The 13,983-nt window shown below is 59.6% G+C and carries 13 protein-coding genes and 1 pseudogene; 6 read left to right on the forward strand and 8 right to left on the reverse strand.

Features of this window, described 5'->3' with window-relative positions; genetic code table 11:
- From B9H00_RS05360 to B9H00_RS05370, 3 genes and pseudogenes are all read left to right on the forward strand, one after another.
- Complete coding sequence (locus B9H00_RS05360) at positions 1–402, forward strand: NUDIX hydrolase (RefSeq protein WP_086899775.1); 402 nt, start codon at positions 1–3, stop codon at positions 400–402.
- 1 nt (position 403) lies between these two features.
- Positions 404–868, forward strand: coding sequence for a hypothetical protein (locus tag B9H00_RS05365; RefSeq protein WP_086899776.1), 465 nt, complete (start codon positions 404–406; stop codon positions 866–868).
- Positions 869–890: 22 nt separating this feature from the next.
- A pseudogene (locus tag B9H00_RS05370) lies at positions 891–1,145 on the forward strand (cyanase); the annotation flags it as partial.
- Here the strand turns inward: B9H00_RS05370 and B9H00_RS05375 are convergent.
- The 7 genes from B9H00_RS05375 to trmB all read right to left on the reverse strand — a co-directional run bounded on the left by B9H00_RS05375 (position 1,140) and on the right by trmB (position 9,298).
- A complete protein-coding gene (locus B9H00_RS05375; protein ID WP_086901717.1) occupies positions 1,140–2,078 on the reverse strand; it encodes a LysR substrate-binding domain-containing protein in 939 nt (312 codons plus the stop codon). The pseudogene B9H00_RS05370 and the gene B9H00_RS05375 sit on opposite strands and share 6 nt — an antisense overlap.
- 67 nt (positions 2,079–2,145) lie before the next feature.
- Positions 2,146–4,170, reverse strand: a complete 2,025-nt coding sequence (locus tag B9H00_RS05380; RefSeq protein WP_086899778.1) for a CocE/NonD family hydrolase — start codon at positions 4,168–4,170, stop codon at positions 2,146–2,148.
- The gene (locus B9H00_RS05385) at positions 4,170–5,804 is read right to left on the reverse strand and encodes a BCCT family transporter (protein WP_086899779.1); all 1,635 of its coding nucleotides are present in this window, start codon (positions 5,802–5,804) and stop codon (positions 4,170–4,172) included. The genes B9H00_RS05380 and B9H00_RS05385 overlap by 1 nt, the downstream gene beginning before the upstream one ends.
- A 274-nt stretch (positions 5,805–6,078) precedes the next feature.
- Positions 6,079–6,447: a diacylglycerol kinase gene (locus B9H00_RS05390; RefSeq protein WP_086899780.1), complete on the reverse strand. Its 369-nt coding sequence runs from the start codon at positions 6,445–6,447 to the stop codon at positions 6,079–6,081.
- Positions 6,448–6,641: 194 nt separating this feature from the next.
- Positions 6,642–8,048, reverse strand: a complete 1,407-nt coding sequence (gene dacB / locus B9H00_RS05395) for a D-alanyl-D-alanine carboxypeptidase/D-alanyl-D-alanine endopeptidase (RefSeq protein WP_086899781.1) — start codon at positions 8,046–8,048, stop codon at positions 6,642–6,644.
- 182 nt (positions 8,049–8,230) lie between these two features.
- Positions 8,231–8,545, reverse strand: coding sequence for a DMT family transporter (locus tag B9H00_RS05400; RefSeq protein WP_086899782.1), 315 nt, complete (start codon positions 8,543–8,545; stop codon positions 8,231–8,233).
- A 57-nt stretch (positions 8,546–8,602) separates the two neighbouring features.
- Entirely contained in the window at positions 8,603–9,298 is a 696-nt protein-coding gene (trmB, locus tag B9H00_RS05405; RefSeq protein ID WP_086899783.1) for a tRNA (guanine(46)-N(7))-methyltransferase TrmB, read from the reverse strand.
- Positions 9,299–9,626: 328 nt separating this feature from the next.
- Here trmB and B9H00_RS05410 point away from each other — a divergent pair, with 328 nt between their 5' ends.
- From B9H00_RS05410 to B9H00_RS05420, 3 genes are all read left to right on the forward strand, one after another.
- A complete protein-coding gene (locus tag B9H00_RS05410; RefSeq protein WP_086901718.1) occupies positions 9,627–11,492 on the forward strand; it encodes a beta-ketoacyl synthase in 1,866 nt (621 codons plus the stop codon).
- Between the two features lie 147 nt (positions 11,493–11,639).
- Complete coding sequence (coaD, locus tag B9H00_RS05415; RefSeq protein WP_086899784.1) at positions 11,640–12,122, forward strand: pantetheine-phosphate adenylyltransferase; 483 nt, start codon at positions 11,640–11,642, stop codon at positions 12,120–12,122.
- A 77-nt stretch (positions 12,123–12,199) separates the two neighbouring features.
- Complete coding sequence (locus B9H00_RS05420; RefSeq protein ID WP_086621909.1) at positions 12,200–12,454, forward strand: YfhL family 4Fe-4S dicluster ferredoxin; 255 nt, start codon at positions 12,200–12,202, stop codon at positions 12,452–12,454.
- Between the two features lie 70 nt (positions 12,455–12,524).
- On the opposite strand, the gene B9H00_RS05425 is transcribed toward B9H00_RS05420, so the two are convergent.
- Positions 12,525–13,937: an alginate export family protein gene (locus tag B9H00_RS05425; RefSeq protein ID WP_086899785.1), complete on the reverse strand. Its 1,413-nt coding sequence runs from the start codon at positions 13,935–13,937 to the stop codon at positions 12,525–12,527.
- Positions 13,938–13,983 lie beyond the last annotated feature (46 nt).

Consider the following 13,983-nt stretch of genomic DNA (forward strand, 5'->3'; position numbering starts at 1 on the left):
ATGTCCATTATTCACGTTGTTGCCGGCTGTCTGCTCGATCAGGAACAACGCCTGCTTGTTGTCAGAAAGCGTGACACTCAGCACTTCATGCTGCCCGGCGGCAAGCCTGAGCTCGGCGAAACGCCCCTGGTGACACTGACCAGAGAGTGTCAGGAGGAACTGGGCACCTCGATCGGAGAAGGCGAGCTGGCCATGCTGGGCCGCTTTCGCACCCAGGCGGCCAACGAACCTGATACCGATATCGACGCGGACGTCTTCATCATCGAGGATATGGAAGGCACGCCGCAGCCTCGCGGTGAAATCGAGGAGATACGCTGGATGGCACTCGATGACGAGACACTGACGCTGGCCCCCCTGCTCCACGACGAGGTACTGCCGGCCCTGCGTCAAAGGTTTGAGTAACATGACAGACGCTGACGCTTTCGACACCACCAAGCGGCGCGCACCGCAGCGACATGTGGCGCTCGCCCTGCTCAGCGCCCGCGATGAAGTGCTGCTGGTGCGTCAAACGCAACAGACCTGCTATAGCCTGCCCATGATGACCGTGACCGCGGATGCCGAGAACGACGCCCTGTCACGGGCCGTAGCAGCGCTCCAGATCCTGCAATTGGCCGACGGTTCAAAGGCAGTGGACAGCGCCTGGCTGGGTCGCTTTGCTGCACCGGATAACCACGGCCGACTTGATATGCTGGAAGTCTATATCGCCCGCCTGGGTGAGGCCCGGCTGAATGCCGATATCAACTTCGAACGTGCCTGGGCACCGCTACTGTCACTGCCGCCAGAAAACATGATTGACCCGGCCATCGGATTGCAGGTCATGCCGGCTCTGGCATCGCTGATCGATCCTGACGCCCGTCACCGGCGCTGAGCAGTCACTGACCCGGGGTGGCGCTATCCTGCAGGACCCGCTGATTTACCGTCTTTATGAGGTGGTCGGTGTCGATGGACAGACGCTCAAGGACGTCGTTCAGAAGAAGTTCATTGACAGCATCATGAGCGTCATCGACTTCTCGATGGACGTTGAGCGCGAGGAAGACCCAAAGGGCAATCGCGTCAAAATCGCCATGAATGGCAAGTTTTTGCCCGACTGGACTGGTAGCAGCTCGCGGGCTTCCGCCGCGTCGAACCGCTCAACGCGGTCATGACTCGACACTCATCAGCGTATCGGCGTTTTGCTCCATCAACCACTGTCTGAACAGCTGGGCGGCAGGCACGCTACGTGCCTGTCCGGGCATCAGCAATGACAGTCGTCCACGGCTGTCGATTCGGGTATCAAGCGCCTCGACCAGAAGCCCCTGCTCAAGCTCGTGTGCCAGCAGGCGCGTCCAGCCCAGTGTGACGCCCTGCCCGGCCAGCGTGGCATTCATCAAAAGCTGGTAGCTGTTGGCCGACAGCATGCGCGCCGGCGTTTGCCATACCGCGCCCAGTGTTTCGCACCAGCACTGCCAGGTCAGCCAGTCATGATAGTGATCCTCGACCACCATCAGGACGTGATGCTCAAGCAATTCGATGACATCTGCAGGTCGGCCTTCACGGGCCAGGTAGGTGGGTGAACACAGCACGGCAACCTGCTCATGATCGAAGATCGTCTCTGCCGTCATGCCGACCGGGTCCACCTCGCCCTGCAGATGGTAATAGATGCCCAGATCGCACTCGCCGGGCTCCAGCCGATTAGGATCTTCGATGATCAGCATGCGAATGCTGATATCCGGATAGCGCGCCTGGAAGCCGCTCAACTGACGTGACAGCCAGAAAGAGGCAATGGTGGGGGATGAGGCGATGGTCAGGCTCTGCTCACTCGGGCGTCGACGAATGTCGGCGCTGGCGTCGCCCAGCTCGCGCAGAATGCGCTGAACGAGGTGGTAATAGCGTTTGCCGATCTCGGTCAGGGCGAGCCCGGTCATCTGTCGCTCAAAAAGCGGTTTGCCCAGGTCGCTCTCCAGCCGCTGAATCTGGCGGCTTACCGCACTCTGGGTCAGGGCAAGCTCATGACTTGCCCTGGTGATGCTTGCAAGGCGCGCCGCCGCCTCAAAGGCGCGCAGACAGTTTAGAGGCGGCAACGCATGACGAGAAGACATGAACAACGCTCGCGACACCGGGGAAAAAGCCAGCATAGCATGCTGATCAGGTCGGCAGATGACCGCCTCAGATCGCCGTGCGTGGCAGGCATCGCTCCCAGCGCCTTTCGCTGATCACTTGCTCGCCTTCCCGGGCCGTTTGCGAGGCGTTCAGGTAAAAGTGCGTCTCATCGCAGCGAAGTTGATAGCAGCTGTCTACCGTGACCGAAAACGCCCCTTCGCCCTCCTCGCGACAAGCCTTGTAGGTCCAGTGAATCTCGGCCCGGGTTTTCGTGGCATCCTCGGGGTGGCTGGTATACACCTCGCGGGCGCGCTGATCGACCCGTAGTCCATGATCAAGAAAGCGCACATCCCCCATGTCATCTTCCACGATGACGCTGACTTCGCCGCTACCCACGTCTTCGCTGATCGTGCGTTTGGGCGCCCCAGCGCGCAGGGTCTCGAGCCGGCAGGGCGTGGCTGCCTCCGGCGGCTCAAAGGGCATATCGACGTACTCGGCTCTGCAGGTTGGCAACGTCAGTGTCGGCCTCCCGGCCAGCACGGTCAGATCCGAGCGTTTCTTCGGTGACCACACCAGCGGAAAGCTGGCACTCGAGAGCGCCACGCGTAGACGGTGTCCGGCCGGGAGCCGGTAACCGATCAGGTCCATGGCAAGACGCACCGTCATGGACTCGCCCGGCACCGGTGGCTCAATGAGCTCGGGATCATTACGTAGATTGAGATTGAGTGTGCCATAGGTAATCAGCGCACTCTCCCCTTCGGGTGAAACATCGCAAAGGCGTACGTTGAGCTGGCCACAGTCAGTGTCGCTGGCAAGTTCAAGCTCGACCGCTGGCTGTCCCAGAATATCGACACCTTCCGCCCAGGGCGTGGAGTCAAAGGTCAACGCCAGGCCGTCATCGCGGCGCTGATCCGGCGGAAAGTCAGCGCCATACCAGAGCCCGATGTACTCCCCCTGCAGCGATCCGGCCGTCAGCGGCGAGGTGATTCGACGTGCCTCGCTCAGCTCACCGCTGACCACCAGACCGTGATCACCCAGCACCAGCGTGGTCATCTCGACCTCGGCCTCCGGGGCCGGCCAGCCGTGGGTGCGCACCCACTGCCCCGGGCGTTCATCGTATTTCGGGGCCGGCTTCAGACCATCCTGCACATAGAAGGTGCATTCAGGTTCATTCATGATGCCAGTGTCGATATCCTTGAGCCAGTAATCCCACCATCGAAGGGCTTCCTGCAAAAAGCCGATGGCCGGATCAGGAATCGCAAAGTGCGGGTACTTGTGAATCCAGGGGCCCACCAGCGCCTTTTTGGGGCACCGGAGATGCTCCATCATGCGGGGAATCGAATTCATGTAGGCGTCGCCCCAGCCGCTGATGGCATAGACCGCGGCCTTGATATCGCCGTAGTTTTCGCACACCGAGCCATGACGCCAGTACTTATCGCGATGCTGGTGGGCAAGCCAGGTTTCCGCCAGCAGCGGCATGTTTTCAAGCCGATCAAGCCACATCTCTCGCCAGCGATCCCCCACCAGCTGCGGGTCCGGCACTGCGGCGGAAAAGCTCAGCATGGTGGCCGCCCAGCCGAGATTTTCCAGCAGCATATTGCCACCCTTGTAGTGGATGTCGTCAGCGTAACGGTCATCCGTGGAGCACAGCGTGATAATCGCCTTGAGCGGCTCGGGACGCAGCGCGGCCAGCTGCAGACTGTTAAAGCCGCCCCACGAGATCCCCATCATGCCAAGCTTGCCATTACACCAGGGCTGCGCGGCAATCCAGTCGATCACCTCAAGGCCGTCGGCCTGTTCCTGTGGGGCATATTCGTCCTGCATCAACCCGTCGGACTCCCCGTTGCCGCGCATATCAACTCGCACGCAGGCATAGCCATGTCCGGCAAGATACGGATGCGTCAGCTCATCGCGCACGGCCGTACCATCGCGCTTTCGGTACGGCAGATATTCAAGAATGGCCGGTACCGGATGCTGCTCTGCCTCTTCCGGCAGCCAGAGACGGGCGGCCAGGCGCGTGCCGTCAGCAAGCGTAATCCAGGCGTTTTCGATCTCGCGTACGCGATGGGGAAAGCTGTCTCTGGTCTGCATTATTTCACTGCCCGTTCGGTCGTGGAGGGTCGCTGATCTGTCGATGAGGCACTGGTTGCGGCACTGTCGGTTCCAAGGCTTTCAGAGACCTGATGGGCGACGCGTTCAAACAGGGGTGGCTCGTTGATGCGTGACGGGTCACCAATCCAGCGCCAGATCGAGACGCTGGCCAGCAGGATCATCAGCATCGCCGGCAGCCCGCCGAGATTGGAGAGCATTTTGACCCCTTCGATGCCAACGAAGCTGGTCATTACCCAGGACACCGTGCCAATGATCATGCCCCAGACCACCTTCATGGGCAGGGAGCTGCTCATGTCGGAATCAGCGGTCAGTCCTCGGGTACATAGATTGCCGATGGCATCCGTATTGGAATCGGCTGCGGTCACATAGGAGATGAAAGCGATGAAAAGTAAAAGCGGCACGGTAATGGTCGACAGCGGCAGCTCACCAAAGAAGCTGTAAAGCACCTGCTCGATGCCTGAGTCATTGAGAATGGCGTAGAGCCCTGAGTTCTCCGCCATGTCCAGATGCAGGGCACTGGTCGAGAAAATAATGATCCAGACCATCGAACACAGGGCCGGAAAGATCAGGTTAATGTTGAGAAATTCGCGCACCGTGTAGCCACGCGAGATGCGCCCCAGAAACAGGGAGGTGACCGGCGCCCAGGCAAACCAGACCGCCCAGTAAAAGATGCTCCAGGACTGCGCCCAGGTATCGTTGGCCGCTGTACCGGTATACAGGCTCTTCGAGAAGAAATTGTCCAGATAGGTGCCAATCGACTCTACACCGAGTCCCAGCATGTAAAGCGTGGGGCCGCAGACCAGAACGAACACACCGACCACCAGCATCAAAAAGGCATTCAGTGATGACAGTCTGGCAATACCGCGCTGCAGCCCGGTGGCGGCCGAGATCACGAAGGTGGTCACAATCAGTGCCGTGACGATACCCAGCTTCCAGGGGCTGGTCTCTCCGCCAATGTAGCCGTTGAGTCCGCCGGTGATGGTCAATGTTCCCGTGCCCAGCGATGACGCCATGCCGGCGACCAGCGCATAGAGTGCGATGGCATCAATCAGTCCACCAACGCGGCGCACGCGTTTGCGCCCAAAGAGAGGCTCGAAAAAGCTGGCAATCGAGAAACGCTGGCGCCGGTTATAAAACACCAGCGCAAAGACCAGCGCGGGGACGGCGTAAATGGCGTAGGGGGTAAAGGTCCAGTGCAGGAACATGCTGGAGATGGCAAAGCGTGCGGCGTCGGGAGAAGCGGGCTCTATACCAAGCCCGGGAGCAGGACCATGGAAGTGGTAAAGCGGCTCCGAAGTGGTCCAGAAAAGAATACCGACAGCCAAAGTGGTACACAGCGTAATGGAGAACCAGCGCAGCCTTGAAAGCAGCGGCGTGGCATGTTCGCCGCCAATACGAATGCGCCCCAGTGGTGACACGTAGATGATGGCGCCCAGCACCAGTAGATAAAGACTGCCCAGGCTGAACAGCCATGAAAAATGTGCAAGTACGAAACTGTTAAGCGAACTGGCAACGCTGACAAAGCCATCCATGTTGATAAAGCTTGTGATGACGGCGACCAGCAACACCAGAAACACGGGCCAGAAGACCCATGGCCGAATGGAGTGCGTCATTGCGGTTTCACCCTTTGTTTATCGTTATGTGTCCTGCGTCATTCAGGTATTCCGGGGGTATTGCTGCGCCATCGCCTGAGCGATATGGCACCCATGCCACACCGGAATACCTTATTTATCCAAAGCCTTTGTGCTCGGCCTTGCAATCGATAAATGGGCATGAGGGTATGATCTGAGCGCATACCCTTCCGAGTATTGAGCGGTTTCAGACATGCAAAACGGCCCGAAGTGAATCACTTCGGGCCGTTAAACGAACAGATAACAGGATGAAAAATCAGGCCAGACGCATGATCAGCAGACTGCCCCAGACCAGAAAGGCAAACAGGACACAGAGAAAGACAGCTGCCGAACCTAGGTCCTTGGCACGCCCGGAAAGCTCGTGGTGCTCAACGCCGATACGATCCACCACGGTTTCCACGGCAGAATTGAGCAGCTCCACGGCCATGACCAGTACGGCGCTGCCAATCAGCAAAAGCCATTCAATCAGTGAACGTCCCAGCCAGAAGGTGGCCGGTAGCAGCAGGATGCTCAACATCAGCTCCTGACGAAAGGCCGCCTCGTTGTGCCAGGCCGCCGTCAGCCCTTTCCAAGAGTAGCGAGTGGAATGAAATAGCCGCTTGATACCGGTATGCGCGGGCTTCATGCAATGGGTTCCTGTCCATGGATCACAGGTATCGCGGGTCACCTGCCATCTTTAAGGGGAAGCAAGCATCCTACCAAAGCAGTGGGTCAGGGGGCCACGACCGGGGCCGTCATGCCGGAGAAAAGATGAGTGCTCCCCGCCAACCGACTTCTTGATCTGCCCTGCCCCGGCCGGCACTCGACAGGGGCGAAGTATCAATGACTGGCGATCATGGTATCAATATCACTGGCCACGGCCTCCAGGGTGGTCGTCCAGTTGATATAGGGAGTCGGCGCTCGGCCGTTGACCATGACCGTGAAGGCGCCCCAGCGGCCTGACAGCGTGCGAAAATAGCCCGCGACGGCACGCACCGGTACCGGCTCATTAAGGGTACCGGTCTTGATCATCACATTTTGCTGGAAACGCTCGCTGCCGCGGCGGATGAAATTCATGGGACCGTTAACAGGCGTCTGCATGCCGGCCACAAACACCGGGAAAAGCGCCGGCTGGTGATACATGTGATCCAGCAGTGCCGTCACGCCGCGGGCACTGGTGTGGCTCTCCGGCGTCAGCCCGCTGCCGGAGCGCAGGTTGACCGGGCCATGGCCGGGGATATCACGAGCAAAGGCGTCCAGCGTTGCTCCGGCACTTTGCATGCTGGGCGTCCCACTCACCAGATCAAGCGCCAGCGTATCGGCCATGAAGTTATTGGAATAGTTGAGCATACGCAGAAGCTGTTCCTGCAGCGGCTTGCCTTCCACAGCAGACAGCACGCGCGATTCGCTACCGGGCCGACTGGAGGTGGGCGAGAAGCCCCCGGTCACGGCAATGCCGGCACCCTGCATGATCGACCTTATCGTGGCCAGTGTCTGCTCGGCCGGGTCGGCGCTGGAGCGATAAACGCTGGCGGGAGCACTGTCCATGCGAATCTGTCCCGAGACCACCAGAGTATCCTGGCCACCGCTGGTGGTGCGCTCGGCGCTGATCCCGGTACTGCCCTGCGACACCGTCGTGACGCGGTTGTCCACACGCGTCAGCGGTTTGGCGCCGGCACAGCTGGTGACGCGTGCCGGCACACCTTCGGCGTCTCCCGGCATGACCCGCATGCACCATGTAGCAAAGTCTACCGCTGTAGAAGTGAGCTGAGCATCGAAGGCATGTCGGGTACGCGTTTGGGCGTCACATCGATCCGTGGTCACACAGGTCACCGGTCCAAATCGCCACTGGCTGGCCAGCACTCGACCATCGATGCGATGAATACCGCGGCTTGCCAGACCTTGAACCAGAAGCCAGTAATCCTCGCTGGTCATGCCGGGGTCACCACCACCATCCAGGATCAGATCGCCCTTGAGAACCCCATCAACGATGTCGCCGCTGCTGCTAAGCTCGGTCGTGAAGCGCTTTTGTGGCCCCCACTGCGTCAGGGCCGCCGCGGCAGTGTAAAGCTTTGAGACAGAGGCCGGTGTCATCTGCTGGTCGGGCGCGATGCTGCCCAGTGACTCACCGCTGTCCAGCAGACGCGCTTGGGCACCGACCACAAAACCCTTTTCCGCCAGCGCCTGCGTGGCAGGAAACCCTTCGGCATGCGCCTGCGCCACAAGAACCGGAGAGGCCATCATCATGGGTGAGAATAACAGGCAGGAAAAAAAACGTAAGACAACCGAGCAACGAACACCCACGGCAGTAAACCTTGCAGGCATGAAAAATTCCCTGTTTCAGGAGCACCTTGTTTAAGCCTCAGAGTAATGGGCATGCCTGTGCCGTGGCAATGCGCGCTGCTGCGATCCACGGTTTTTTCGAAGACTTATTGAGCGTTCATTTTTGAAAAGCACTGCAGCACGATCACCCCGGAGACGATCAGTGCGATGCCCAGCATGGCGGGCAAATCAGGGCGTTCGCCGAAAACGATCATGGCCACCAGCAGGGTGAGCACCATGCCAAGCGCTGCCCAGATGGCGTAGGCCACTCCCACGGGCATGCTCTTGAGCACCACGGACAGCAGATAAAACGCCAGTCCGTAACCTACGACCGTGATCAGGCTCGGCCCCCATCGAGTGAAGGTGTTGGAGGCCTTGAGCGCATTGGTGGCGATGACTTCGGCGAAAATGGCCAGAACCAGATAAAGATAGGGCTGCTAGGACACGGCATGTTCCTTTCAGGTTGAGTCGAGACGGGGTCAGGACTTCGATGTCGAAACGCTCGGCGAGCACTGCAGCCGCCACAGGGTATGTCCACTATCGAAATACTTGTGCTCAAAAGCGCTGATGAAGTCGCTGTCCGGTGTCAGCGACAGCGTCTCGATGCCGGGCATTTGCCCTGTGGCCTGTTTGACGGCGCAGGCAAACTCCTCGACATAGATCTGCCAGTTACTGCGTAGCTCAAGCACCCCACCCAATGCCAGTATCACCGGGAATACCGGATGGGCATGCCAGCGTCTTTTGAGCTGAGACGCCTTGGGATAAGGGTTGGGATAGAAAATGCAGTGACGCTCCGGTCGCCAGCCGGCCAGATGCGCCAGCCGCCAGAAATCGACCAGATCGGCGCGCACCAGTAGAGCATTGTCGGGAAAGTCGCCCAGCTCTCGGGTGTAATCCCGCGACAGGCGGTCAGCGCTGCGATCGATACCCAGCACACAGGCATTGGGATAATCGCGAGCCAGCCGGCGGGTCGAGCGACCTGTCCCGCAGCCGGCATCCAGAATCAGCGGACCACCATGAGCCTGATAAAACTGTTGTGCCTCGTCAAAGGCGCCCCGTGTATGCTCGGCAATGGGGCGACGCCAGTCATTATCGAGGGCGCGCTGAACATGAAGGGCAAGGTCGGGATGCAACCCCTCCTGGGTGGAATATACCGGCGTGGAGTTGGCGAACATGGCACTTTTAACAATATGGAGGAAGCTTCATTGACGCTCTGCGGCGCCAACCCCTGATCGAGCGAATCGACACCGCCGGACAGTCCGCATGCCTTGGACAGCACGCTCACTACCCTGCCACCTCGACATGACAACTCGTTGACCGGCCGACATGACGTCCTGCCCGGGGCGATGCTATCATGATTGCCCTGTTTTGGCGGACTCACCACGGCAAGTGGTGACGGTATATCGCCATCCTTTCAGCGACACGGTCGCCATGGCTTTATCGCTTCCTTATAGGCATCAACACGAGGGTTTCGGCTTGTCACAGTTACCGGTGATCGTCGGCATGGGCGGTATTAATCCCGCTGGCAGAACGTCCGGTCATCAGTCCTTCAATCGGACCGTGATCGATGCACTGCCCGAAAAGACCCGACAGTATACCCTCTCGGGACTCGCCCGGCTGATGGGACGGCACCAGTCAAACGGACCGGAAGATCACGGTACATCCCTTGATGATGCTGCCATGGCCGAACGCCATGATCAGCATGTACGTCGTCATACCCTGATTCGTCGTATCGAGGATGAGCGCTTTGCCGACGCCGGTATTCCGGCCAATCGTCAGGCCAGCATGACACTTGATGCGCCCTTGACGGTCAACCTCAGTCGGCGCCAGCTGCCCGAAAATCCGCCCGCACACTGGCAGATCGAGCCGATCGATGAGCGCCATGTCAGCGTCACCGTTCCGGCCGGCGAATTTGAAGTACTGCTGCCCGAGCGTCGCGATGCGCTGGTCAAGAGCGCCGGCCAGTTGCCGACCGGCTTTGATCCGGCCAGCTTCTATCGCAGCGTGCACCATCCGCGCGCCCTGTCGATGACCATCTTTGCAGCTTCCGACTGTCTGGGTCAGAGCGGCTTCGAGTGGGACAGTCTGAGCCAGCAGCTTGACCCTGATCAGATCGCCGTTTATGCCGGCAACTCGATCGGACAGCTGGATGCCCAGGGCTGGGGCGGTTTGATCAACAGCTTTGTCACCGGCCAGCGCGCGACGTCCAAGCAGATGCCTCTGGGCTACGGACAGATGCCGGCCGACTTTCTCAATGCCTATGTACTGGGCAGCGTTGGCGCCACGGGCGCCATGCAGGGTGCCTGCGCCACCTTTTTATACAACCTTCGCCTGGGCGTGGATGACATTCGCATGGGACGGCGCCGGCTGGTCATGGTAGGCACGGCAGATGCGCCCATCACGCCGGAAATTATTGAAGGATTTCGCGTCATGAGCGCGCTGGCCGATGACGCCAGCGTCAAGGCGCTCGATGCGCTGGAGCTTCTGACCGATGAGGATTACCAGCGCGTCTGCCGCCCGTTTGCGCGCAACTGTGGTTTCACCATTGCCGAGTCTGCCCAGTTTGTCATGCTCATGGATGACAGTCTGGCGCTTGAACTGGGGGCCGACATTCTGGGCGCCGTACCGGAAGTCTTCATCAATGCCGATGGCTACAAGCGCTCCATCTCGGCACCGGGCATCGGCAACTACATTACGCTTGGCAAGAGTGTGGCGCTGGCCAGCGATATTCTGGGCGAGAAGGCCGTGCGCGAGCGCAGCTACATCCACTCCCACGGCACCAGCACACCGAAAAACCGGATTACCGAATCCCACGTGCTCGACAGCGTGGCACGCGCCAACAATATCGAGCACTGGCCGGTCACCGCCATCAAGGCCTATCTGGGACACTCCCAGGGCAGTGCAGCCGGCGATCAGATGACAAGCGCTCTGGGCAGCTTCAGGACCGGTCTGCTGCCGGGGATCTTTACGCTCGATGCCGTGGCCGACGATGTCCACGGCGAGCGTCTGGATCTTTTCCGTGAGCATCGCGAGTTTCGCGCCGATGTCAGCTTCATCAATGCCAAGGGCTTTGGTGGCAACAATGCCACGGCCCCCCTGCTATCGCCGGAAGCCACCGAACGGCTTTTGACGCAGCGCCACGGTGAGGCCGCCATGACACAATGGCGTCGCCGCCGTGAACAGGTGCAGGCACGTCAGGCCGAGTTCGAGGCGCGGTCGCAAAAGGGCGAGTTTTCACCCACCTATCGTTTCGGTGAAGGCGTTCTTGAAGGCCCCGAGCTCGAGGTCGGGGCCCGGGAGATTCATATCCCCGGCTATCACAAACCGGTATCGCTTGAAGTCGATAACCCGTTCGGCACGCTCGATTAACGGATAGAGCCAGCCCTTGTGCCGGTTCGACAGCCAACGTTGTCGACTCCGGCGCTTTACAGTACTCTCGCGACGCCTGATCTGACGGCGTATGGCCTATCAACGACATGACCCTGCCGGCAGTTCGGAGATGAATGGAGTCCGTACATGAACATTGTGGTGTATCCCGGAACCTTTGATCCGATCACCAATGGTCATACCGACCTGATCGAGCGTGCGGCATCCATGTTTGATCGGGTCATCGTGGCCGTCGCGCACAGCCCGCGCAAGCAGCCGACCCTGTCACTCGATGAGCGTGTGCAGCTTGCCAGAGAGATTCTGGATCACCTCGACAATGTCGAAGTCGTCGGTTTCAGCTGTCTTTTGACCCAGCTGGTGGATCGGGTCGGGGCACGCATCATTCTGCGCGGGCTACGGGCGGTCTCGGATTTCGAGTACGAGCTGCAGCTGGCCAACATGAATCGAGCGCTGGCGCCTCATGTTGAAAGTCTTTTTTTGACGCCTGAAGTCGAGAATTCCTATATTTCATCCACCATTGTCCGTGAAATTGCCCGCCTTGGCGGTGACGTTTCATCGATGGTGCATCCCCGCATCGCCCAGGCGCTTGCAGAACATTTTCGCAGCGCCTGAATCGGCAAACGGCCCCGGGCCGGCGGATGACAGCCGCGTCGCGTCCTGCAACGGCGCGCGCGAACCAGGAGGTTACCATGTCCCTGATGATCACCGATGAGTGCATCAACTGCGACGTTTGCGAGCCGGAATGCCCCAATAACGCCATCTCACCGGGCGAAGAGATCTATGTGATCGACCCGGGGCTTTGTACCGAGTGCGTCGGCCACTTCGATGAGCCACAGTGTCAGCAGGTCTGTCCGGTCGACTGCATCCCGCTCGATCCCGAGCGCGAGGAGTCACGCGAGCAGCTGATGGAAAAATACGAGCGTATTACCGCGGTCGAAAGCTGAGTTCTACGATCTGGCATGTGATTCAAAAAGGGGTGGCCCACAGGCCACCCCTTTTTACTGAGCGAGAGGATCAAAAGGTGTAGGTGGCAAACAGCTCCAGCAGCTGGGAGGTATGGTCATTGCCGCCAAACCGCGCACGGGCGCCCTCGTCCGGGAAGGAGACGGCATAAACGCCGGACAGGGTGACCTGCTCACTGATGTTCCAGTCAGCGTAGAGATTGATCTCTTTTGCAAAGTCGGCGTCGCTGGCACCAACGGACTGCGGGTCATCAAGGCGGAATCGATAGCCGATGATGCCGGTTTCCAGATCATCACGCGGGGAAACCGAAGCGCGCAGCATGTCGATTTTCATGTTGGTATTGAACAGCATGTATTCGCCGGTGATCTCCCCCATGAACCAGTTGCCCCATCCGCCGGCAAACTCATAAAACAACGTATCGTAGTTTTCACTGAACCGAGCATGGCGATAGGCGATTTCAGGCGACCAGGGCGCGTTCTGAAACGTATAGGTGGCCTGGACATACCAGCCATCGTCATCAATGTCGGCATCGCGATTTTTCTGGCTGACGTACTGCCCGCCCAGCGCAAGACCCGGCACATCCGCCAGCGGTCGCCCCTTGAGACGCACGTTCCAGACCTCCATGCCATCACGCCCGGCAATGTCGCTGTCGTAGGTGCGAAGCCAGGCACCGCCGATTTTGGCGCGATCGGTGAAAGTATATTCAGCGTTGATACCGTTGGCCGAGGTCTCCTCATCGGGTCCGCCCTGCACGTACTGATCCTGTTCCAGGTGGAACAGATCTCCATGCCAGCCATGGCTGTCGATCGAGGCAATGGCCGCATTCTTGAAGCCCTGACTCGGGCCGTTCCAGTAGCCGCCATACTTGCCGGTATCGGTATAACCGTCACCGACCAGAAACCCCTCACCAAACATGAACTGCTGTCGCCCGAAGGAGAACGTCAGGGCATCCTTCCCCAGTGAATCGGACAGCAGCGAGCCACTGCGCCAGCCGATATAGGCCTGATCGAGGCGTGTGTGTTCAGGGTGATCGGGTGTGGCACCCGAGGCATCACCGTAGGCACTGCCACGGGTCATGCTGCCTACGCCCACGACGCCGGCAAAGACTACGCTTTGACCGGTATCGATCTCGCCTCGCAAAGTCGGCGTGGCCGACAGCTCCCACCAGCTCGGATGCCTGCCGGTAGGGGTGGCGCCGTCGATGCCGCTGGACGAGCCGAAATTGACATTACGGGTTGCCGCACTATAACCGTAAAAACTCAGCCCACCGCTGAGTCGAATGCCGTTTTCACGGTCATTGAACAGCTCGTGACTGGCCGTGGGCTGTTGGATACCGGGATCGATATAATCCAGATCGGTGACCGCCTCACCAAAGGCGGTGGTGGTCCCCATGACCGTACCCGCCAGTACCATGGCAAGCCTTGATGCGCCCCGACAGGGCACTGCGTTGCGTCGAAACTCCATGACTTTTCCCGAATATCGATCCCTGACTGGCCTGGCCTTTGCTGCG

Source organism: Kushneria marisflavi (assembly GCF_002157205.1).
Lineage (GTDB): Bacteria > Pseudomonadota > Gammaproteobacteria > Pseudomonadales > Halomonadaceae > Kushneria > Kushneria marisflavi.

Coding starts and splice junctions, on each gene's coding strand:
- B9H00_RS05360 (WP_086899775.1), top strand. CDS start 1: ATGTCCATTATTCACGTTGTTGCCGGCTGTCTGCTCGATCAGGAACAA.
- B9H00_RS05365 (WP_086899776.1), top strand. CDS start 404: ATGACAGACGCTGACGCTTTCGACACCACCAAGCGGCGCGCACCGCAG.
- B9H00_RS05375 (WP_086901717.1), bottom strand. CDS start 2,078: ATGTCTTCTCGTCATGCGTTGCCGCCTCTAAACTGTCTGCGCGCCTTT.
- B9H00_RS05380 (WP_086899778.1), bottom strand. CDS start 4,170: ATGCAGACCAGAGACAGCTTTCCCCATCGCGTACGCGAGATCGAAAAC.
- B9H00_RS05385 (WP_086899779.1), bottom strand. CDS start 5,804: ATGACGCACTCCATTCGGCCATGGGTCTTCTGGCCCGTGTTTCTGGTG.
- B9H00_RS05390 (WP_086899780.1), bottom strand. CDS start 6,447: ATGAAGCCCGCGCATACCGGTATCAAGCGGCTATTTCATTCCACTCGC.
- dacB (WP_086899781.1), bottom strand. CDS start 8,048: ATGATGATGGCCTCTCCGGTTCTTGTGGCGCAGGCGCATGCCGAAGGG.
- trmB (WP_086899783.1), bottom strand. CDS start 9,298: ATGTTCGCCAACTCCACGCCGGTATATTCCACCCAGGAGGGGTTGCAT.
- B9H00_RS05410 (WP_086901718.1), top strand. CDS start 9,627: ATGGGCGGTATTAATCCCGCTGGCAGAACGTCCGGTCATCAGTCCTTC.
- coaD (WP_086899784.1), top strand. CDS start 11,640: ATGAACATTGTGGTGTATCCCGGAACCTTTGATCCGATCACCAATGGT.
- B9H00_RS05420 (WP_086621909.1), top strand. CDS start 12,200: ATGTCCCTGATGATCACCGATGAGTGCATCAACTGCGACGTTTGCGAG.
- B9H00_RS05425 (WP_086899785.1), bottom strand. CDS start 13,937: ATGGAGTTTCGACGCAACGCAGTGCCCTGTCGGGGCGCATCAAGGCTT.